This window comes from Streptomyces sp. NPDC003697 (genome assembly GCF_053587115.1).
The window spans coordinates 29,660-48,932 of the sequence record NZ_JBSFNN010000009.1 but is presented as its reverse complement, the minus strand read 5'-3'; the positions used below and the strand labels follow the sequence as shown (position 1 = coordinate 48,932).

Sequence of the window (19,273 nt, the reverse complement as noted above, 5' to 3'; positions counted from 1 at the left end):
CCGTGGCCGGCCGGCCACCGCCGTCCGGCACGGACGCCCGGGCGGGGTCGGGCGGACGGCCGCCGCCCGGCTCGGCCGCCGCCCTGCGCGGACCGAGCCCATGGACCAGGCCCCTCACCACCGCCGGGGCCGCCGGGTCGTCCGCCGGCGTCACCCGCGGGTCGTGCCCGCCGCGTCGCGGCACAGCAGCCGCAGCGACCCGTGCCCGGTGAAGCAGCGGCGGGCCTCGTCGATCGGGTCCCACAGGCGGCCGTCGGGCGTGCGGACCCAGTGGTCGCCACCGGTCGCCCACCAGTCCCCGCCGGCCTGCCGGACGATCACCTCCCCCGCGTAGGCGCCGAGACCGCGCAGCATGCTCTCCACCGCGGCGGGCGGTGTGCCCTCCCGCCGCAGGTCGTCGATCATCCGGTCGACACGCCACAGGCTCTGCGCCGAGTAGTCCAGGCGCAGCCGGGCCCCCTCGCGCATCGTCGCCACGGCGTCCGCCGCCCACCGCACCGGTTTGACGGCGGCCTGCGGCCTGGTCTGCTGCTGAGTCGTCACGTCCTGGGCTGTCACATAGGGAAAAGCGAGCCCGGAGCCCGATCCGTCACCCGGATCCGGCGTCTGCCCGTGATCGGCGCAGGACCACCCCACCGTGGGCGCAGGACGGTCACGGAACCTCTTCAGCGGGGACGGACGTCCACGCGGGAGCCCGGGGTCAGCCGCGTCCCCGCGCCCGGCGGGACACGACCGCCCGGAGGACCCGGCGGCCCTCGGTGGACACCTCCAGCGCCTGGCGGAGCCCGGCCGCGCCGTGACCGGCCAGCAGTTCGAGGACGGTGACCTGGCGACGCACCTCGGCGGCGACGAGCGGGGACATGCCCTCCGCGCCGCCCTCGCGGCAGGAGTCGACGGGGATCGCGTCCTCGGCGGGGTCGGCGGGGTCCAGCAGCCAGTGGATCCGGAGCGAGGCGACCGAGCAGGCGTCGGCCCACGCGCGTACCTCGGGGGCGGTCCGGGCGGACGGCGCCGTGGCGAGCATGTGGCGGGCGAGCCGTGCGGCCTCGTCCTCCGCGGTGTCGTCGGCACCGGTCCCGTCCAGCGCGCCGCGGGCCTTCTCCAGACGGCCGGACCAGTCGTCGCCGTCGTCACCGTCTTCGGCGAGGCTCGCCCACAGCGGCCGCAGCACCTCGTCGTCACCACCGAGCAGGGGAACGCATCGATCCAAACAAGCCAGTCCGCTGGCGGCCAGTCCGCGCTCGTCGGCCCGCGCGATCAGTTCCACCAGGCTCATCCACGTCTCCCTCGCCAGGGCGCCGACCTTAGCGGAGCCCGCACCTGCCCTTACTGCGTGCGATCGCCCGGTAGTGTCACACGGGCACCACACGCAGTGAAGTAGCGGGACGAAAGAAAGTTTTCGGCCAGTCGGCGAGCAACGCGGTCACCCGGGCGAGGAGCCCCGGCGGCAGACCGGCCGGCCCCTCCCCCGCGCCCGCCGCAGGGCCACCGCCCCGGCGTCCCCCGGGAGCAGGCGCCCGCGCCCCGGCGTCAGCCCAGCTTCCCCGCCAGTGCCTTGAACTCCGTCCAGGACAGTGCCGGGGTGCGCGGGTCCCACAGCTTCTGGGCGGTCGCCCGCAGCGGCATGCGGATGCCGGCGGCCACCTGGTCCGCGGTCTGCGCGTTCGGGCGGTCGCCCCAGACCGCGAGGGAGCCGCCCAGGATCTGGCCGTCGTACCGCGCGGGCACCGCCTGCGTGCCGCGCAGCACCCGCGGGGTCCACTGCTCGTAGATGCGCTGCCCGGTCGGGTAGACGAAGGTCAGCGGCTCACCGAGGACGTAGTAGAGGAACTCGTCGTTGTAGTTGATCACCTTGCGGCCGGCGCTCAGGTACTCGGCCGGCTGACGCGCGCCGATCTCCTTGCCGGTCCAGTAGCCGACCTCGATGTCCTTCGCGGCCTGGACCGAGGTGCCGCGGAAGAAGCCGTCGTTCCAGGCACGCGGGGTGCGGTCGTGGGCGCGGACGGTGGCGGCGCGGTCGTTCAGCCAGCCCGTGGTGAGGTCCGAGACGGTGCCGCCGGGACCGTAGGCGGCCCGCGCGGCGGCGGCCAGCTGCGGGTAGGCCGTCGAGGGGTTGGAGGCCATCAGGGCCTGGTACTCGTCGGCGCCCAGGTGCCAGTAGGCGCCGGGGAACAGCCCGGCGTACTCGTTCAGGAGGTCGTCGACGAGGGCGCCCGAGGCGTCCTTGGAGATGTCGATCGCCCCGCGCGTCGGCACGCCCTGGGCGTTGCGCAGCTGGAGCTCGGGATGGGCGGCGAGGACCGCGCCGAGGTGGCCGGGCGAGTCGATCTCCGGGACGACGGTGATGTGCCGGGCCGCGGCGAGGTCGACGATCCGCTTGACCTCCGCCTTGCTCAGATGGGTGGGGGAGACGATCTCCGGGTGCTTGTCGGACTGGATGCGGAAGCCCTGGTCGTCGGAGAAGTGCAGGCCCAGCTCGTTGTACTTCAGGTCGCCGAGCTCGCGTACCCGGTCCTCGATCCAGGCGGCCGGGTACGGCTTGCGCGCGATGTCCAGCATCAGGCCGCGTCGCGGCTTGGCCGGCTCGTCCTTGACGACGCCCTCGGGGGCCGTGCCGCCGCCGTGCACCTCCTGCTTCAGCGTGCGGGTGCCGTAGAAGACCCCCGCGTCGGCCGGTCCGCTGATGGTGACCCGCCCGTCGCGCACGGTCATGGTGTACGACTCGGCGTTGCCGCCGCCACCGCTCAGCGCCAGCCGTACGTCGCCGGGGCGGACGTCGTTCTTCTCGCCCCCGTACGCCAGGCCCAGCTCGCCGGCGATCAGGCGGCCCTCGTCGGCGAGGCCCGGGTCGCTCACCACGACGCGCTCGCCGCCCGCCGGCCGCCACCCCGGTCCGCGGGCCGGGGTGTGGGAGCGGACGGCGGGGATCGTGCGCGGCGCCTGGGAGAGGGGGTAGCTGCGCGTGGGGCTGGGGCTCGGTGCCGCGGCGGAGGTGCCCGTCCGCGACCCTGCCGAGTCGGCGGGGGACTGCCCGCCCGAGGCCCACAGCCCGACTCCGACACCCAGCCCGACCGTCACCGCGAACGCTCCGGCGGCCAGTGCCCGCCTGTGCCGCACCTTCTTCGCCGGCGCCCGGCGCCTGTGCTGACTCACTCAGCCAACTTAAAGCCTCGGCGCGTCCGGCGCGTCCACAGGGCGTTCTCAAACTCTCCCGTCCGAGTGAAATTCGGGCATCCGTCGGACAGGTGATGACCATGAGCGATAACGTTGCGGCACATCGGTCACACAATCCCCCGCCCCCGCACGTGACGTCCACGAGGGGGGTCGCCGCATCCATCGCCGAGGACCCACGCTGCCCGCGCAGAACCTGGAGCACTTCAACACCGCCCCGGCCGCCGAGGCCCGTCGCCTTCTCCTGGCCTGCCTGCGCAGCCCGCGCTGGGCCCGGCGGGTCGCCGATCACCGCCCCTACCCGGACCTCGGCGCCCTGCTGGCCGCCGCCGACGAGGCCGCCTACGACCTGACGCGGGCGGACCTGGCCGAGGCCCTGGCGGGCGAGGCGCTGCCGGTCCTGCCCGGCGACACGTACGCCGCCGCGTCCACGGCCCTGAGCGCCGCCCACGCCGCCTACGAGGCGAAGTTCGGCCACACGTTCGCCATCTGTCTGGACGGGGTCACGGCCGACGAGCTGCTGGACCGCGTCCTGGCGGCGATCCGGTCGCGCCTGGCGAACGATCCGGACGAGGAGCGGGTCGTGGCGGCCGAGGAACTGCGCCGCCTGGCACGGGGGCGGCTGACGCGGCTCACCGGGCACGCGGGGGGCCGTCCGGTCCGTAGCCCGTCCGTGCCCCTTTGAGTGCGGGTTCGCTCACATACACGGCCCCCCATGTAAACGCCACACATACCGGTCGCTACGATGCTGGGGGCCGGTGGACCGTACCCGGCCGGGCCCGACCGACACCGAAGCCGGCGCGGCCCTCAGTCCCCGCTCCCGGAGGGATTTCCGTGCCGGCTGGAACGCTGTACCGCGGCCGGGAAGGAATGTGGTCCTGGGTGGCTCACCGAGTCACCGGCGTCCTCATCTTCTTCTTCCTGTTCGTACACGTGCTGGACACCGCTCTCGTCCGTGTCTCGCCCGAGGACTACGACAAGGTCGTAGCCACGTACAAGACGCCGATCGTCGCCGTGCTGGAGTACGGCCTGGTCGCCGCCATCCTCTTCCACGCGCTGAACGGCCTGCGGATCGTCGCCGTCGACTTCTGGTGGAAGGGCACCCGCTACCAGAAGCAGATGCTCTGGGCCGTCGTCGCCGTGTGGGTCGTGCTGATGCTCGGGGCCGTGTACCCCGTCCTCGGCCACGCCGCTCGAGTCCTGTTCGGGAGCTGACGCGTATGTCCACCACTGACACCACCGCTTCCGGTATCGGCCCCGTCGAGGGCGCGTCCGGTCCCAGCGTCGAGAACCCGGCGCCCTACCTCGAGGCCCCACGCACGCGCACCAGGAAGACGCCGCGGTCCAGCTGTGGCAACTTCGAGCTGTACGGCTGGCTGTTCATGCGCCTGTCCGGAGTGGTGCTGGTCGTCCTCGTCCTCGGCCACCTGCTGATCCAGCTGGTCCTGGACGGCGGCGTCTCGAAGATCGGCTTCGCCTTCGTTGCGGGTCGCTGGGCCTCGCCCTTCTGGCAGCTCTGGGACCTCGCCATGCTGTGGCTGGCCATGCTCCACGGCGGCAACGGCCTGCGGACAGTCATCAACGACTACGCGGAGCGCGCGGGCACCCGGCTGTGGCTGAAGGCACTGCTCTACACCGCCACGGTGTTCACCATCCTGCTGGGCACGCTGGTGATCTTCACCTTCGACCCGAACATTCGCTAGGCCCCGGGACCGAGGTAATCCTGATGAAGATCCACAAGTACGACACCGTCATCGTCGGCGCCGGTGGCGCCGGTATGCGTGCCGCCATCGAGGCGACCAAGCGCAGCCGCACCGCGGTCCTGACGAAGCTCTACCCCACCCGGTCCCACACGGGCGCCGCGCAGGGCGGCATGGCCGCCGCGCTGGCCAACGTGGAGGAGGACAACTGGGAGTGGCACACCTTCGACACGGTCAAGGGTGGTGACTACCTGGTCGACCAGGACGCCGCCGAGATCCTGGCGAAGGAGGCCATCGACTCCGTCCTCGACCTGGAGAAGATGGGCCTGCCGTTCAACCGCACCCCGAACGGCACCATCGACCAGCGCCGCTTCGGCGGTCACAGCCGCAACCACGGCGAGGCCCCGGTCCGCCGGTCCTGCTACGCGGCCGACCGCACCGGCCACATGATCCTCCAGACGCTGTACCAGAACTGCGTCAAGGAGGGCGTGGAGTTCTTCAACGAGTTCTACGTCCTGGACCAGCTGTTGGTCGAGGTCGACGGCGTCAAGCGGTCGTCCGGTGTCGTGGCGTACGAGCTGGCGACCGGCGAGATCCACGTCTTCCAGGCGAAGGCCGTGATCTACGCCTCCGGCGGCTGCGGCAAGTTCTTCAAGGTGACGTCGAACGCGCACACGCTGACCGGTGACGGCCAGGCCGCCGTCTGGCGCCGGGGCCTGCCGCTGGAGGACATGGAGTTCTTCCAGTTCCACCCGACCGGCATCTGGCGCATGGGCATCCTGCTGACCGAGGGTGCGCGCGGTGAGGGCGGCATCCTCCGCAACAAGGACGGCGAGCGCTTCATGGAGAAGTACGCGCCGGTCATGAAGGACCTCGCCTCCCGCGACGTCGTCTCCCGCGCCATCTACACCGAGATCCGCGAGGGCCGCGGCTGCGGTCCCGAGGGCGACCACGTCTACCTGGACCTCACCCACCTGCCGCCGGAGCAGCTGGACGCCAAGCTGCCCGACATCACCGAGTTCGCGCGGACCTACCTGGGCATCGAGCCGTACACCGACCCGATCCCGATCCAGCCGACCGCGCACTACGCCATGGGCGGCATCCCGACCAACGTCCAGGGTGAGGTCCTCTCGGACAACACCACGGTCGTGCCGGGCCTGTACGCGGCCGGCGAGGTCGCCTGTGTCTCCGTGCACGGCGCCAACCGCCTGGGCACGAACTCCCTGCTCGACATCAACGTCTTCGGCAAGCGGGCCGGCATCGCCGCCGCGGAGTACGCCGCGAAGGCGGACTACCTGGAGCTGCCGGAGGCCCCGGAGAGCCTCGTCGTCGAGGAGATCGAGCGGCTGCGGAACTCCACGGGCACCGAGCGCGTGGCGACCATCCGCCGCGAGCTGCAGGAGACCATGGACGCCAACGTCATGGTGTTCCGCACCGAGCAGACGATCAAGACCGCGGTCGAGAAGATCGCCGAGCTGAAGCAGCGCTACAAGAACGTGGCGATCCAGGACAAGGGCAAGCGGTTCAACACGGACCTGCTGGAAGCCATCGAGCTGGGCAACCTGCTCGACCTGGCCGAGGTCATGGCGATCTCCGCCCTGGCCCGCAAGGAGTCCCGCGGCGGTCACTACCGCGAGGACTACCCCAACCGTGACGACGTCAACTTCATGCGCCACACCATGGCGTACCGCGAGGTCGGCGCCGACGGAACCGAGACCGTCCGTCTGGACTACAAGCCGGTCGTCCAGACCCGGTACCAGCCGATGGAGCGTAAGTACTGATGGCTACCCCCGTTCTGGACAAGGCCGAGGAGCAGACCACGGCCACCCCGTACATCACGGTCACCTTCCGTGTCCGCCGCTTCAACCCGGAGGTCTCGGCGGAGGCGACCTGGGAAGACTTCCAGCTGGAGATCGACCCGAAGGAGCGCGTCCTCGACGGTCTGCACAAGATCAAGTGGGAGCTGGACGGCACGCTGACGTTCCGCCGCTCCTGCGCGCACGGCATCTGCGGCTCGGACGCCATGCGGATCAACGGCAAGAACCGTCTGGCCTGCAAGACGCTGATCAAGGACATCAACCCCGAGAAGCCGATCACGGTCGAGCCCATAAAGGGCCTGCCGGTCCTCAAGGACCTGATCGTGGACATGGAGCCGTTCTTCCAGGCGTACCGGGACGTGATGCCCTTCCTGATCGCGAAGGAGACCAACGAGCCCACGCGGGAGCGGCTGCAGTCCCCCGAGGACCGCGAGCGCTTCGACGACACGACGAAGTGCATCCTCTGCGCGGCCTGCACCTCCTCCTGCCCGGTGTTCTGGAACGACGGGCAGTACTTCGGCCCGGCGGCCATCGTCAACGCGCACCGCTTCATCTTCGACAGCCGTGACGACGCCGCCGAGCAGCGCCTGGAGATCCTCAACGGCAAGGACGGCGTCTGGCGCTGCCGCACCGTCTTCAACTGCACCGACGCCTGCCCGCGCGGCATCGAGGTGACGAAGGCGATCACGGAGGTCAGGCGCGCCCTGATCACCCGCCGCCTCTGACCACCTCCCTCCGGTAGTCCCTCCGGGCCCCGCTCCCCCGTGGAGCGGGGCCCGGACGCGTTCACGGCCGCGGCCGGACCAGGGGTCCGTGCGTTCCGCGGGCTCGGCCGGGCGGGTGACCCGGTGCCCGCCGCCTCCGCCGCTCCCGGCCGGCGCCCACCTAATGTGATGGCATGTCAGATGACGAGTCGTACGAGCTGCTCGGGTTCGACCACGTGCTGCTGCCGGTCGGGGACCTCGGCGAGGCGCTGGCGTTCTACGAGCGGGCCGGGTTCACGGTGGGGTTCCGGCTGGACGAGGCGGGCATCGCACAGCTGAAGGTGGGCGGTGAGACGCCCGGGATCCTGCTGCGCCAGGAGGAGTTCGGGCACCGGACGCCGCCGTGGCCCTCGCCCCGCGTATGGCTGGAGGTGCCGGACGCCCGGGCGGCGGCACGGGAACTGACGGCGGCGGGCATCGCCCTGCTCGACGAGCCGTCCGCCGTCGCCACGGGCTGGGCCGTCGAGATCGCCGACCCCTGGGGCAACATCCTCGGCTTCACCGACTACGGCAAACGTCCCGAGCTGGGCCGCCGGGGCTGAGGGAAGGCCGGGGGTCCACGAGGAACCCGCGGGGCGTTCGTCCGGTCCGGCCGGGGCCTGCGGCCTGGATCCAGTCACCGCACCTGTGCCGCGGCAGGCGACGTCTGCCCGTCAAGGAGCGGCGCCCGGTGCGTGCTCTCGGCGTGCCGGCCTGACGCCCTCGTACTGGGATGTGCTTGGTACTTTGACTTTCGGCCGGTACGGCGAGAGGGCGCCGGGCGTCGCGACGGGGCGAACGTTGCCTTCTCGGCACTAGGCTTGGCGTTCGTGTCCGCGAAGAACGACGACGGCCCCGGTGAGGGCGTGGCCCCGAGCAAGTCGGAGCAGACCCGGGCGCTGATCCTCGAGACGGCCATGCGGCTGTTCGAGGAACGGGGTTACGACAAGACCACCATGCGGGCGATCGCCCAGGAGGCCGGGGTCTCCGTCGGCAACGCCTACTACTACTTCGCGGGCAAGGAGCACCTGATCCAGGGCTTCTACGACCGGATCGCCGCCGAGCACCGCGCGGCCGTCCGGGAGCTGCTGGACCGGGAGACGGACCTGGAGAAGCGGCTCGCGGGCGTGCTGACGGCATGGCTGGACGTGGCCGCGCCGTACCACGAGTTCGCGGTGCAGTTCTTCAGGAACGCCGCCGATCCGGACAGCCCGCTCAGTCCCTTCTCGTCCGAGTCGGAGCCCGCCCGTGCGGAGGCCGTCGCCGTGCACCGGGAGGTGCTGGCCGGGTCGAGGGCGAAGGTGCCGGACGACCTGCGGGACGTGCTGCCCGAGCTGATGTGGCTGTCGCAGATGGGGCTCGTCCTGTACTGGGTCTTCGACCGGACCGAGGGACGGGAGCGCAGTTACCGGCTCGCCGAGCGAGGGGCGCGGCTCACCGCGCGGGGCGTGGTGCTGGCCCGCTTCAGGGTGCTGCGGCCCCTCGTGCGCGAGGCGCACGAACTGTTCACGGACTTCCTGCCGGGGATGACGAGGGCACTGCCCGATCCGGCGCACCGGGGGCGGAGCGCGGGGAACTGATCCCCTCCGGGCGGGACGGGCGTACGGGACACCCGGCGTCCGGCTGCACGCTCCGGCCCCGGCCCCACGGCGCGGTCACGCCTGCCGCGAGGCCAGTTCCACCACCGTGATGTCGGACGGGGCGCCCACACGGGTCGGCGGGCCCCAGGCGCCGGCGCCGCGGCTGACGTACAACTGGGTGTCGCCGTAGCGCTCCAGACCCGCGACGGTCGGGTTGGCGGCCTCGGCGAGCAGGCTGCCGGGCCAGAGCTGGCCGCCGTGGGTGTGGCCGGAGAGCTGGAGGTCGACGCCGTGCCGGACGGCCTCGTGGATCTGCACCGGCTGGTGGGCGAGCAGCACGCACGCGCGAGCCGGGTCCCGGTCGCCGAGGGCCGCGCCGAAGTCGGGGCCCTGGCCCTGGCTCTCGCCCTCCACGTCGTTCACGCCGGCCAGGTCGAAGTACGGCATCTCGGTGCGGGCGTTCTCCAGCGGGTGCAGGCCGAGCCGCCGCACCTCCTCGACCCACTGCTCGGCGCCGGAGAAGTACTCGTGGTTGCCGGTGACGAAGTAGGCCCCGTGGCGGGCGCGCAGCCGGGCGAGCGGTGCGGCGGCCGGCCCGAGGTCCTTCACACTGCCGTCGACCAGGTCGCCGACGACCGCGATGAGGTCCGGCTGGGTCGCGTCGATCGTGTCGACGACCTTCTGGGCGAACCCCCGGCCCAGCACCGGGCCGAGGTGGATGTCGCTGACGACCGCGATCCGGAAGCCGTGCGCGGCGCGCGGGAGTTTGGCGAGCGGGACGGTGACCCGCTTGACCCGCGGCCCGCGCAGCACCCCGTAGGTGCCCGCTCCGACCGTGCCCACGGCGGCCACGGCCACGGCGCCGGCGACGGCACGGGAGACGAAGAGACGGCGGGTGGGGTCGGCGGCCGGGGCGGGTGCCGCGGCCGGCGGGGCGCCGGCCGTCCGGTCCTCGGGTGCGGGCCCGCCCGCGGGGGTGGTCGCACCGTCGGCGGGGGCCGGTCCGGCGCCGGGTGCGGGGGAAGAACCGCCGGACGGCTCGGCGGCCGGGCTCAGGGACGCGCCCGGCGTCCTCGCGGCCGCCGGTACCGGGTCCTGGTCCGTCCGGGACGCGGTGACGGCCGGCGCGACCCGCGCACGGGCGCGCCGGGCGAGCAGGCGCCGCAGCAGCGGCCGTACGGCCTCTCCCGCCACCACGCCCAGCAGCAGGTAGATCGACAGCGCGAGCCACAGGAAGCCCGGCCAGGCCAGGGCGCGCTGGAGCCCGAAGGGCGCGCCCGCACGTTCGGCGACGAGCGCCCCGACCGCCAGGACCCAGCCGCCGGCGATCACCCCGGCGCCCACCCGCCGCGCGGTGCCCGGACCGCGGGTCGTGTCGCGGAACAGGCGGCGCCACACGTACCAGTTGCCCGCCACCACGGCGCTCAGCACGAGCAGCGCCACGAGCACGAAGACGACCACCATGCGGTCGTGTCCCCCCTTTGTCGGTCCCGCTCCCGGCTGACGGCCGGCAACCCCCGGCCGCCGGCAGTCAGCAGTCAGCAGTCAGCAGTCAGCAGTCAGCAGTCAGCAGTCAGCAGTCAGCAGTCAGCAGTCAGCAGTCTGAAAACGCTATGACGTCCGGCTCAGTGCGCGCAGCGAGCGCAACCCGATGACCCCGATGGCCGTCCCCCATACGAAGGAGGCGATGGCGAGCGCCAGGTGCACCCAGAAGTACGCCGTCGGCTCACCGTGGTCGAACGCCAGCCCGCTGCCGTCCTTGACGAGATTCTTGACGAAAGTGATCCAGATGACCCAGCTCCACACCCCGAAGGCGAGCAGGAACCAGGAGAGGGGGCGGCTGAGCTTCATGGGTCCAGTATCGCCGCCGGGCGTCCGGTTCCGCGGCCGGGGTGGTGGGGGCGACGGGACCTCGACGGCCGGGGCAGGTAGTTTCTCGGCCGTGCCCATACCCCAGACGACGGCCAGGCGCGCTCTGCTGGTCGCTTCCGCCGCCCTGCTCTCCCTCGCGTCGGCCGCACCCGCCGCTCTCGCCGCGCCCCGCCCCACGGCGACCCCGGCGGCCACGCCCCCGGCCCGTATGTCGACCGTCGGCGGTACCCGCCTGGGCCTGGCCGGGACGCAGGTCGACCTCGGCAGCGGGGCCCCGGTGCTGCCCCGGGACATCACCGCGCGCTCGTGGATCGTCGCCGACGCCGAGTCCGGCGAGGTGCTCGCCGCGCACAACGCGCACTGGCGGCTCGCCCCGGCCAGCACGCTGAAGATGCTGTTCGCCGACACGGTCCTGCCGAAGTTCCCCGCGACGCAGGCGCACCGCGTCCAGCCGGCGGACCTGGCCGGGATCGGCGCCGGCTCCAGCCTGGTCGGCATCAAGGAGAACGAGACCTACACGGTCCGCGACCTGTGGCTGGGCGTCTTCCTGATGTCCGGCAACGACGCCGTGCACGTGCTGTCCTCGATGAACGGCGGTGTCCGGCAGACCGTGCGGGACATGAACGCGCACGCCGCCGAACTGCGGGCGCTCGACACGCAGGTGGTCAGCCCGGACGGATACGACCAGAAGGGCCAGGTGTCGTCGGCGTACGACCTGACCCTGTTCGCCCGCTCGGGACTGCAGAAGAAGGACTTCCGCGGGTACTGCTCGACCGTGCGGGCGCCGTTCCCGGGAGAGACGAAGAAGGACAAGAAGGGCCGGACGTCCCGCGGGTCCTTCGAGATCCAGAACACCAACCGGCTGCTGAGGGGTGACTACGACATCTCGGTGTACCCGGGCATCGCGGGCGTGAAGAACGGCAACACCACCAACGCGGGTGCCACGTTCACCGGCGTCGCCGAGCGTGGCGGCAAGGTGCTGCTCGTCACCGTGATGAACCCGGAGAAGAAGGACCACAACGAGGTCTACAAGGAGACCGCGCGGCTCTTCGACTGGGGGTTCCAGGCGGCCGGGAAGGTTCGGCCGGTGGGTGAGCTGGTGCCGCCGAAGAGCGCCGCGGGGGCGGGCGGCGAGCCGGGTGCGGACTCCTCCCCGGGGCAGGCGGGTGGCGCCGCGGGGGCCCACGGCACCTCGTCGAAGCCCGTGGCGGGCGCCGGCGGCGGCGGTGGCGGTGCGGGCGGTGCCGGGATCGCGCTGGGGATCGCCGCCGGGGTGCTGGCGCTGGGCGCCGCCGGGGGCTGGCTGGTCAACCGCCGTTGGCCACTGCCGGACCTGATGCGCCGTCGGAACCGTCCGTGAGCTCGGCCCGCTCGCTCGGCGTCGCCGTCCAGGCGGCGCAGTACAGCACGAGTTTGCAGGTGAGGTTGATCCACAGCAGCAGTGCGACCGGGACGCCGAAGGCGCCGTACATGCTCTTCGCCGCCACGCCCTGGAGGTAGCCGCTGAGGAGCAGCTTGAGCAGTTCGAAGCCGACGGCGCCGATCAGCGCGGCGTCCAGCAGCCGCCTGCGCGGCGGCTCCACGCCCGGCAGCAGGGTGAGGACGTAGAGCAGCACCAGGAAGTCGGCCAGGACGGCGACGGCGAACGCGGAGATCTGCAACAGCACGCTGCCCCAGCCCTGTTCCTCCAGCCCGAACCGCCGGGAGGTCCAGCCGACGGCCGCGGAGGCGAGGGCGGAGACGGCGATCGTGACCAGGAGGGCGCCGCCCAGCCCGAGGAGGATCCCACCGTCCTTGAGTCTGCTCAGGAAGAGGTTCTCCTCGGCGTCGGGCAGCTCCCAGACCGCACGCAGGCAGTCGCGGGTCTGTCCGACCCAGCCGATGCCGGTGAGCAGCAGCAGGGCGCCGGCGATACCGCCGACGGTGCCGGCGTTCTGCACCAGGGCGTTGACGTCGAGCTGGTCGGAGATGCCGGGGACCTGTTCGGCGATCTTGTTCTGGAGTTCCCGCTGCTGCTGCGTGCTGAGGGTGGCGGCGGCGATCGTGGCGGCCAGGGTGAGCAGCGGGAACAGCGCGACGAAGCTGACGAACGTCATCGCGGCGGCGAGCCGCGTCCACTTCACGCGGTCCAGGCGCTCGCAGGAGCGCCAGGCGTGCGTGGCCATCAGCCGCGTCGCCGGCGGACCGATGACGGGAAGGTTCCTCAGCCAGTCCATGATCCGACTGTGCCCGCTCGCCGTTCCCCTGAACACCGCGTTTCTCAACCGAAACGCCCATACCCGGACGCTACAGTCGTCCGTCGTGAAGGACGCCTTCGGTCTCCCCCGCTCCCTGCTCGTCCTCGGCGGCACGTCCGAGGTCGCGCTGGCCATCGCGCGCCGGCTCATCGCCCGCCGCACCCGCACGGTCTGGCTGGCGGGCCGCCCCTCACCCGCGCTGGAGGAGGCCGCCGCCCATCTGCGCCGCCTGGGGGCCGAGGCGCGCACCGTCGCCTTCGACGCCCTGGACGCCGGGTCCCACGCCGCCGTGCTCGGCAAGGTGTTCGCGGAGGGTCCCGTGGATCTGGTGCTGCTGGCCTTCGGCATCCCCGGGGACCAGGCGCGCGACGAGCGGGAGCCGGCGGGCGCGGTGCGGGTCGCGCAGACCAACTACACCGGAGCGGTGTCGGCGGGCCTGGTCACCGCCCAGGGGCTGCAGGCCCAGGGGCACGGCGCGCTGGTGGTGCTCTCCTCGGTCGCGGGCGAACGCGCCCGGCGGGCGGACTTCGTGTACGGCTCCAGCAAGGCGGGCCTGGACGCCTTCGCGCAGGGCCTGGGCGACGCGCTGCACGGCACCGGTGTGCACGTCATGGTCGTACGCCCCGGTTTCGTGCGCTCCCGCAAGACCGCCGGGCTCGACGCGCCGTTCGCGACGACGCCTGAGGAGGTGGCGCGGTCCGTCGAGCTCGGGCTACGGCGGCGCTCGGACACGGTGTGGGTGCCGGGCGCCCTGCGGCCGGTGATGGCGGTGCTGCGCCATCTGCCACGGGCGGTGTTCCGGCGGCTGCCGCTCTGAGGCGGCCGTGCCGGGCGGCAGCCGCTGACCGGCGGCGGGCGCTCCGGCACTGCCGACGTGGAGCCGAGGCGGTGTCGTCGGGTGCGCCGCGTCCGGTGTCAGCAGGCGGGCTGCGTGCCGCGGTCGCGCGGTTTGGACTGCGAAGGCACCACCGCACCGCCGAAGGCGAACTCCCGCAGCTTGCGCCACACTCCGTCGGCGCCCTGCTCGTAGAGGGCGAACCCGGTGCACGGCCACTGGGCCTCGTAGTCGGCGAGTTCCTCGAAGGCGCGGTCCATCGCCGCCTCGTCGATGCCGTGCGCCACCGTGACGTGCGGGTGGTAGGGAAACTGCAGTTCGCGGGCGACGGGCCCGGAGGCGTCGCGGACCTGCTTCTGCAGCCAGGCGCACGCCTCGGCGCCCTCGACGACCCGCACGTACACCACCGGCGACAGCGGGCGGAAGGTGCCGGTGCCGGACAGCTTCATCGGGAAGGGCCGCCCGGCGGCGGCCACCTCGGACAGGTGTGCCTCGATCGCCGGGAGACGGGCGGCGTCCACCTCGGTCGGCGGCAGCAGGGTGACGTGCGTGGGGATTCCGTGAGCCGCGGCATCGCCGAAGCCCTCGCGCCGCTGCTGGAGCAGGCTGCCGTGGGGCTCCGGGACCGCGATCGACACACCGATCGTTACGGTCCCCACGTCGTCTCCCTGTCGTCGTGCCGGTGTGGTTCTCAGCCGTTTCGTCGTGGCCGTCCGGCTATCGACTGTACGGCCACGGCCGTCCGGTGGGCAGGCGCGGCGGAAGTGATGTGCAGCGCTCTGCCCGGCGGCCGGTGTGTGCGGTGGTGCGCCTCAGTGCTTGGCGGGCAGGAAGCCCACCCGGTCGTACGCCCGGGCGAGGGTCTCCCCGGCGACCGCGCGCGCCTTCTCGGCGCCCTTGGCCAGGATCGAGTCGAGCGATTCGGGGTCGTCCAGGTACTGCCGGGTCCGCTCCCGGAACGGCGTCACGAACTCCACCATGACCTCGGCGAGGTCCGTCTTGAGCGCACCGTAGCCCTTGCCCTCGTACTTCGCCTCCAGTTCGGCGACGCCCGTCCCGGTGAGGGTGGAGTAGATGCCGAGGAGGTTGCTGACGCCGGGCTTGTTCTCGGGGTCGAAGCGGATGACGGTGTCGGTGTCGGTGACCGCGCTCCTGACCTTCTTGGCGGTGGTCTTCGGCTCGTCGAGGAGGTTGATGAGGCCCTTCGGCGTGGAGGCCGACTTGCTCATCTTGATGGCGGGATCCTGCAGGTCGTAGATCTTCGCCGTCTCCTTGAGGATGTACGGCCTCGGGACGGTGAAGGTCTGGCCGAAGCGGCCGTTGAAGCGCTCGGCGAGGTCGCGGGTGAGCTCGATGTGCTGGCGCTGGTCCTCGCCGACCGGCACCTCGTTGGCCTGGTAGAGCAGGATGTCGGCGACCTGGAGGATCGGGTAGGTGAACAGGCCGACGGACGCCCGGTCCGCACCCTGCCTGGCCGACTTGTCCTTGAACTGGGTCATGCGGCTGGCCTCGCCGAAGCCGGTGAGGCAGTTCATGACCCAGGCGAGCTCGGCGTGCTCGGGGACGTGGCTCTGGACGAAGAGCGTGCAGCGTTCCGGGTCGAGCCCGGCGGCCAGCAGCTGCGCGGCGGCGAGCCGGGTGTTGGCGCGCAGCTCCCCCGGGTCCTGCGGGACCGTGATCGCGTGCAGGTCGACGACCATGTAGAACGCGTCGTGGGTCTCCTGCAGGGCCACCCACTGGCGGACGGCGCCGAGGTAGTTGCCGAGGTGGAACGAGCCTGCGGTGGGCTGGATTCCGGAGAGCACACGGGGTCGATCAGAGGCCATGCACACCATTCTCTCATTGCGGGCCGCCCCTGCTGACGCGGAGGGACCGACCGCTCCGGCACGCCGAACGGCGGCCCGCGGTGGGGCGGGCCGCCGCGTGCGGGGCTCGGGTGCGCGCAGCCGCGCCGGGCGTGTCAGCCGAGGTCGATCTCCGGGTACAGCGGGAAGCCGGCGACCAGGTCCGTCGCCCGGTGGGAGATCTCGTCCGCGATCTTCGGGTCGAGCACGTGCTGCGCCTTGGACGGGGCGCCCTTGCTGGTGGTGCCCGGCTCGGTGGCCGTCAGGACGCGGTCGACGAGGCCGGCGACCTCGTCCATCTCGGCCGTGCCCAGGCCCCGGGTGGTCAGCGCGGGCGTGCCGACGCGGATGCCGGAGGTGTACCAGGCGCCGTTCGGGTCGGCCGGGATCGCGTTGCGGTTGGTGACGATGCCCGACTCCAGCAGCGCGGCCTCGGCCTGGCGGCCGGTGAGGCCGTAGGAGGAGGTGACGTCGATCAGGTTGAGGTGGTTGTCCGTGCCGCCGGTCACCAGGGTCGCGCCGCGGCGCATCAGGCCCTCGGCCAGGGCGCGCGCGTTGTCGACGATGCGCTGGGCGTAGTCCTGGAAGGACGGCTGCCGGGCCTCGGCGAGCGCCACGGCCTTGGCGGCCATGACGTGCGGGAGGGGGCCGCCCAGGACCATCGGGCAGCCGCGGTCCACCTGGTCCTTGAGGGAGTCGTCGCACAGCACCATGCCGCCGCGCGGGCCGCGCAGCGACTTGTGGGTGGTGGTCGTCACGATCTGGGCGTGCGGGACCGGGTCGAAGTCACCGGTGAGGACCTTGCCGGCGACCAGGCCCGCGAAGTGGGCCATGTCGACCATGAGCGTGGCGCCGACCTCGTCGGCGATCTCGCGCATGATCCGGAAGTTCACCAGGCGCGGGTACGCCGAGTATCCCGCCACGATGATCAGCGGCTTGAACGCGCGGGCGGACGTGCGCAGCGCCTCGTAGTCGATCAGGCCCGTGGCGGGGTCGGTGCCGTAGGAGCGCTGGTCGAACATCTTGCCGGAGATGTTCGGCCGGAAGCCGTGGGTGAGGTGACCGCCGGCGTCCAGGGACATGCCGAGCATGCGCTGGTTGCCGAAGGCCTGGCGCAGTTCGGCCCAGTCCTCGTCGGAGAGGTCGTTGACCTGGCGGACGCCCGCCTTCTCCAGGGCGGGCAGCTCGACGCGCTGGGCGAGCACGGCCCAGAAGGCGACGAGGTTGGCGTCGATGCCGGAGTGCGGCTGGACGTAGGCGTGGCGGGCGCCGAAGAGCTCCCTGGCGTGCTCGGCGGCCAGCGACTCGACGGTGTCGACGTTGCGGCAGCCGGCGTAGAAGCGGCGGCCGACGGTGCCCTCGGCGTACTTGTCGCTGAACCAGTTGCCCATCGCCAGCAGCGTCGCCGGGGAGGCGTAGTTCTCCGAGGCGATCAGCTTGAGCATCTCGCGCTGGTCGGCGACCTCCTGGCCGATGGCGTCGGCGACGCGCGGCTCGACGGCGCGGATCACGTCCAGGGCGGCGCGGAAGGCGGTGGACTCGGTGGAGAGGGGCTGCTCTGGCATGGGGACCTCCGGACGGCGTGCGGTCGGCGTTCACGGTTGGCCCAGGCGCACGGCACACGATCGCTCAGCTGAAGGCCGCTCCCCGATGGTCGGTCCCATCCCAGCGCGCCAGTCACGGCCCGCGGCCAGACTACCGGGCGGTCCGCGCGGGGAGCGTCCCCGTCCACCATGCGGGCGAGGACGCGGGAGCACGGACAGCCCTCAGAGGATCACATGCGGCAGGAAGCGGGCGTACCCGTCGGTGACCAGGCCCGAGGACTCCCGGATGCCGAGGCCGGCGGACTCGCCGTCCACGATCCAGGCGCCGAGGACGACGTGGTTGCCGTCGAACGCGGGCAGCGGCGCCAGCTCCTGGTAGCAGCAGGGCTCCTCCCGGACGTCCGGGTCCGAGCCGGGACCGTGGAGCGACACGCCCTCGCCCTCCCGGCCGAGCAGCGGCTTGGCCGCCCAGCCGGTGGTGGCCGCCAGCTCGCGGGGGCCGTCCAGGTAGGCGGGCAGGAGGTTCGGGTGGCCCGGGTACAGCTCCCACAGGATCGCCAGCAGCGCCTTGTTGCTGAGCAGCATCTTCCAGGCGGGCTCGATCCACAGGGTGGAACCGGTGCCGCCGCCGTGGTCCAGGGTGTCGAGGACGTGGTCGCCGAAGCGGTCGGTGGTCAGCCACTCCCACGGGTAGAGCTTGAAGCAGCTCCGGATGAAGCGGAGCTTGTTGTCGACGAAACGGCCGGACAGCGGGTCCCAGCCGATCTCCTCCATGGAGATCCAGTCGGTCTCGAGGCCCGCCTGGTCGGCCGTCTCCTTCAGATAGGCGACCGTCATCAGGTCCTCGCCGAGTTCGTCGGCGGAGGAGTGCGCGAAGTACAGGGGGCTGCCGGGCGGCAGGAGGGCGGCCTGCTTCCGCCAGGCGGCGACGAGGCGGTCGTGCAGGGAGTTCCACTGGTCGGCGCCGGGGAACCGTTCCTCCATCCAGAACCACTGGGGTGAGGCCGCCTCCACCAGGGAGGTGGGGGTGTCGGCGTTGTACTCCAGCAACTTCGCCGGGCCCGAGCCGTCGTGGCGCAGGTCGAAACGGCCGTAGACGGACGGCAGCCGGTCGCGCCGGCGCCACGCCTCGCCGACCGCCTCGGCGATCCGCGGGTCGGTGATGCCGAGGTCCGCGAAGCGGTCGTGGGCGACGATGTGCTCCGCCGCCGCCAGGCACATGCGGTGCAGTTCCTCGACGACGTCCTCCAGCGCCTCGACCTCCGCGAGCGTGAAGGCGTAGTAGGCGCTCTCGTCCCAGTAGGGCAGCCAGGCGTCGTCGGGGACGGGGGCGCCTGCCGCGCGAGCGGCCTCGAGCGCCGGGGGAAGCGTCAGCGGGTAGATGAGCCCCTGGGACTCGACGGTCTGCTGCCAGCCGGGACGGGGGGCGATCGTACGGCGTTCCATGCCAGAAGGTCCCTCAGCCGCCGGAGCCCTTGCCGCCGCCGAAGCCGCCGCGGTCGACGCCGTGTCCGGAGCCGCCGCCCGAACCGCCCGAGCCCTTGCGGGGCTTGCTGAACGAGCCGCCGTCGATCCAGCCGCCCTTCCTCTTGCCGCCGTAGTACCAGAAGGTGTGGCCGGACGTCGTGGCGGACTTGCAGTTCTTGTCGGAGACGACCTTGTAGCCCCTGGCCGCCGTGTAGCTGTCCCGGTCGACGCACCGCTTGTCGGGGTCGGAGGAGCAGGCGGTGAGTGCCGCGGCGAGCAGTCCCATGCCGCCCAGTACCACCGTGCCCGAGCGCAGTTGCCGGCGTGCGTCCGCCATGTCCGTTCCCCCGTTGTCCGTTGGCCGGTTGCCACCGCCAGGTTAGAGAGCGCGTGCGGCGCCCGTACAGGCGGCCCGCCCTTTCCGGCCCGCGCGGGGCGCTCGCCGCCGGGCCGGGGACTCGCC

At 72.3% G+C, this 19,273-nt stretch carries 20 protein-coding genes and 1 riboswitch; of the genes, 9 read left to right on the top strand and 11 right to left on the bottom strand.

The window, feature by feature from the left end:
- Positions 1–150 precede the first annotated feature (150 nt).
- The 3 genes from ACWDNY_RS05885 to ACWDNY_RS05875 form a co-directional block, all read right to left on the bottom strand.
- Positions 151–543, bottom strand: a complete 393-nt coding sequence (locus ACWDNY_RS05885; RefSeq protein ID WP_451644472.1) for a hypothetical protein — start codon at positions 541–543, stop codon at positions 151–153.
- 157 nt (positions 544–700) lie between these two features.
- Entirely contained in the window at positions 701–1,276 is a 576-nt protein-coding gene (locus tag ACWDNY_RS05880) for a hypothetical protein (RefSeq protein WP_451644471.1), read from the bottom strand.
- Positions 1,277–1,530: 254 nt separating this feature from the next.
- On the bottom strand, positions 1,531–3,153 hold the full coding sequence (locus ACWDNY_RS05875; RefSeq protein WP_451644470.1) for a beta-N-acetylhexosaminidase: 1,623 nt from the start codon (positions 3,151–3,153) through the stop codon (positions 1,531–1,533).
- Positions 3,154–3,331: 178 nt separating this feature from the next.
- Between ACWDNY_RS05875 and ACWDNY_RS05870 the strand changes: the two genes are divergently transcribed.
- The 7 genes from ACWDNY_RS05870 (at position 3,332) to ACWDNY_RS05840 (ending at position 9,011) form a co-directional block, all read left to right on the top strand.
- On the top strand, positions 3,332–3,856 hold the full coding sequence (locus ACWDNY_RS05870) for a 2-oxo-4-hydroxy-4-carboxy-5-ureidoimidazoline decarboxylase (RefSeq protein WP_451644540.1): 525 nt from the start codon (positions 3,332–3,334) through the stop codon (positions 3,854–3,856).
- A 149-nt stretch (positions 3,857–4,005) separates the two neighbouring features.
- Positions 4,006–4,386, top strand: coding sequence for a succinate dehydrogenase, cytochrome b556 subunit (sdhC, locus tag ACWDNY_RS05865; RefSeq protein WP_451644469.1), 381 nt, complete (start codon positions 4,006–4,008; stop codon positions 4,384–4,386).
- 5 nt (positions 4,387–4,391) lie between these two features.
- Positions 4,392–4,874 (top strand): succinate dehydrogenase hydrophobic membrane anchor subunit, encoded by a 483-nt coding sequence (locus ACWDNY_RS05860; RefSeq protein ID WP_451644468.1) that lies wholly within the window; start codon positions 4,392–4,394, stop codon positions 4,872–4,874.
- Positions 4,875–4,897: 23 nt separating this feature from the next.
- Positions 4,898–6,652: a succinate dehydrogenase flavoprotein subunit gene (sdhA, locus tag ACWDNY_RS05855; protein WP_451644467.1), complete on the top strand. Its 1,755-nt coding sequence runs from the start codon at positions 4,898–4,900 to the stop codon at positions 6,650–6,652.
- Complete coding sequence (locus ACWDNY_RS05850; RefSeq protein ID WP_451644466.1) at positions 6,652–7,413, top strand: succinate dehydrogenase iron-sulfur subunit; 762 nt, start codon at positions 6,652–6,654, stop codon at positions 7,411–7,413. The genes sdhA and ACWDNY_RS05850 overlap by 1 nt, the downstream gene beginning before the upstream one ends.
- Before the next feature lie 173 nt (positions 7,414–7,586).
- Entirely contained in the window at positions 7,587–7,994 is a 408-nt protein-coding gene (locus tag ACWDNY_RS05845; protein ID WP_451644465.1) for a VOC family protein, read from the top strand.
- Between the two features lie 267 nt (positions 7,995–8,261).
- Positions 8,262–9,011, top strand: coding sequence for a TetR family transcriptional regulator (locus tag ACWDNY_RS05840; protein ID WP_451644464.1), 750 nt, complete (start codon positions 8,262–8,264; stop codon positions 9,009–9,011).
- A 75-nt stretch (positions 9,012–9,086) separates the two neighbouring features.
- On the opposite strand, the gene ACWDNY_RS05835 is transcribed toward ACWDNY_RS05840, so the two are convergent.
- The gene (locus ACWDNY_RS05835) at positions 9,087–10,475 is read right to left on the bottom strand and encodes a metallophosphoesterase (protein ID WP_451644463.1); all 1,389 of its coding nucleotides are present in this window, start codon (positions 10,473–10,475) and stop codon (positions 9,087–9,089) included.
- Positions 10,476–10,622: 147 nt separating this feature from the next.
- On the bottom strand, positions 10,623–10,862 hold the full coding sequence (locus tag ACWDNY_RS05830; RefSeq protein ID WP_451644462.1) for an SCO4848 family membrane protein: 240 nt from the start codon (positions 10,860–10,862) through the stop codon (positions 10,623–10,625).
- Between the two features lie 91 nt (positions 10,863–10,953).
- Here ACWDNY_RS05830 and ACWDNY_RS05825 point away from each other — a divergent pair, with 91 nt between their 5' ends.
- On the top strand, positions 10,954–12,243 hold the full coding sequence (locus tag ACWDNY_RS05825; RefSeq protein ID WP_451644461.1) for a D-alanyl-D-alanine carboxypeptidase family protein: 1,290 nt from the start codon (positions 10,954–10,956) through the stop codon (positions 12,241–12,243).
- Here the strand turns inward: ACWDNY_RS05825 and ACWDNY_RS05820 are convergent.
- Positions 12,191–13,099 carry a YihY/virulence factor BrkB family protein gene (locus ACWDNY_RS05820; RefSeq protein ID WP_451644460.1) on the bottom strand — a complete coding sequence of 303 codons (909 nt, stop codon included), beginning with the start codon at positions 13,097–13,099 and terminating at the stop codon, positions 12,191–12,193. The genes ACWDNY_RS05825 and ACWDNY_RS05820 overlap by 53 nt on opposite strands.
- Positions 13,100–13,184: 85 nt before the next feature.
- Here ACWDNY_RS05820 and ACWDNY_RS05815 point away from each other — a divergent pair, with 85 nt between their 5' ends.
- A complete protein-coding gene (locus ACWDNY_RS05815) occupies positions 13,185–13,937 on the top strand; it encodes a decaprenylphospho-beta-D-erythro-pentofuranosid-2-ulose 2-reductase (protein WP_451644459.1) in 753 nt (250 codons plus the stop codon).
- Positions 13,938–14,035: 98 nt separating this feature from the next.
- On the opposite strand, the gene ACWDNY_RS05810 is transcribed toward ACWDNY_RS05815, so the two are convergent.
- The 5 genes from ACWDNY_RS05810 to ACWDNY_RS05790 all read right to left on the bottom strand — a co-directional run bounded on the left by ACWDNY_RS05810 (position 14,036) and on the right by ACWDNY_RS05790 (position 19,147).
- Positions 14,036–14,614 carry a 2'-5' RNA ligase family protein gene (locus ACWDNY_RS05810; protein ID WP_451644458.1) on the bottom strand — a complete coding sequence of 193 codons (579 nt, stop codon included), beginning with the start codon at positions 14,612–14,614 and terminating at the stop codon, positions 14,036–14,038.
- A gap of 153 nt (positions 14,615–14,767) precedes the next feature.
- Positions 14,768–15,781: a tryptophan--tRNA ligase gene (trpS, locus tag ACWDNY_RS05805; protein ID WP_451644457.1), complete on the bottom strand. Its 1,014-nt coding sequence runs from the start codon at positions 15,779–15,781 to the stop codon at positions 14,768–14,770.
- Positions 15,782–15,915: 134 nt separating this feature from the next.
- Positions 15,916–17,364, bottom strand: a complete 1,449-nt coding sequence (locus ACWDNY_RS05800; RefSeq protein WP_451644456.1) for a glycine hydroxymethyltransferase — start codon at positions 17,362–17,364, stop codon at positions 15,916–15,918.
- Between the two features lie 32 nt (positions 17,365–17,396).
- A riboswitch (ZMP/ZTP riboswitch) is annotated at positions 17,397–17,490 on the bottom strand.
- Positions 17,491–17,565: 75 nt separating this feature from the next.
- Positions 17,566–18,789, bottom strand: a complete 1,224-nt coding sequence (locus ACWDNY_RS05795) for a glutathionylspermidine synthase family protein (RefSeq protein ID WP_451644455.1) — start codon at positions 18,787–18,789, stop codon at positions 17,566–17,568.
- A 13-nt stretch (positions 18,790–18,802) separates the two neighbouring features.
- Complete coding sequence (locus tag ACWDNY_RS05790; RefSeq protein WP_451644454.1) at positions 18,803–19,147, bottom strand: hypothetical protein; 345 nt, start codon at positions 19,145–19,147, stop codon at positions 18,803–18,805.
- Between the last annotated feature and the right edge of the window lie 126 nt (positions 19,148–19,273).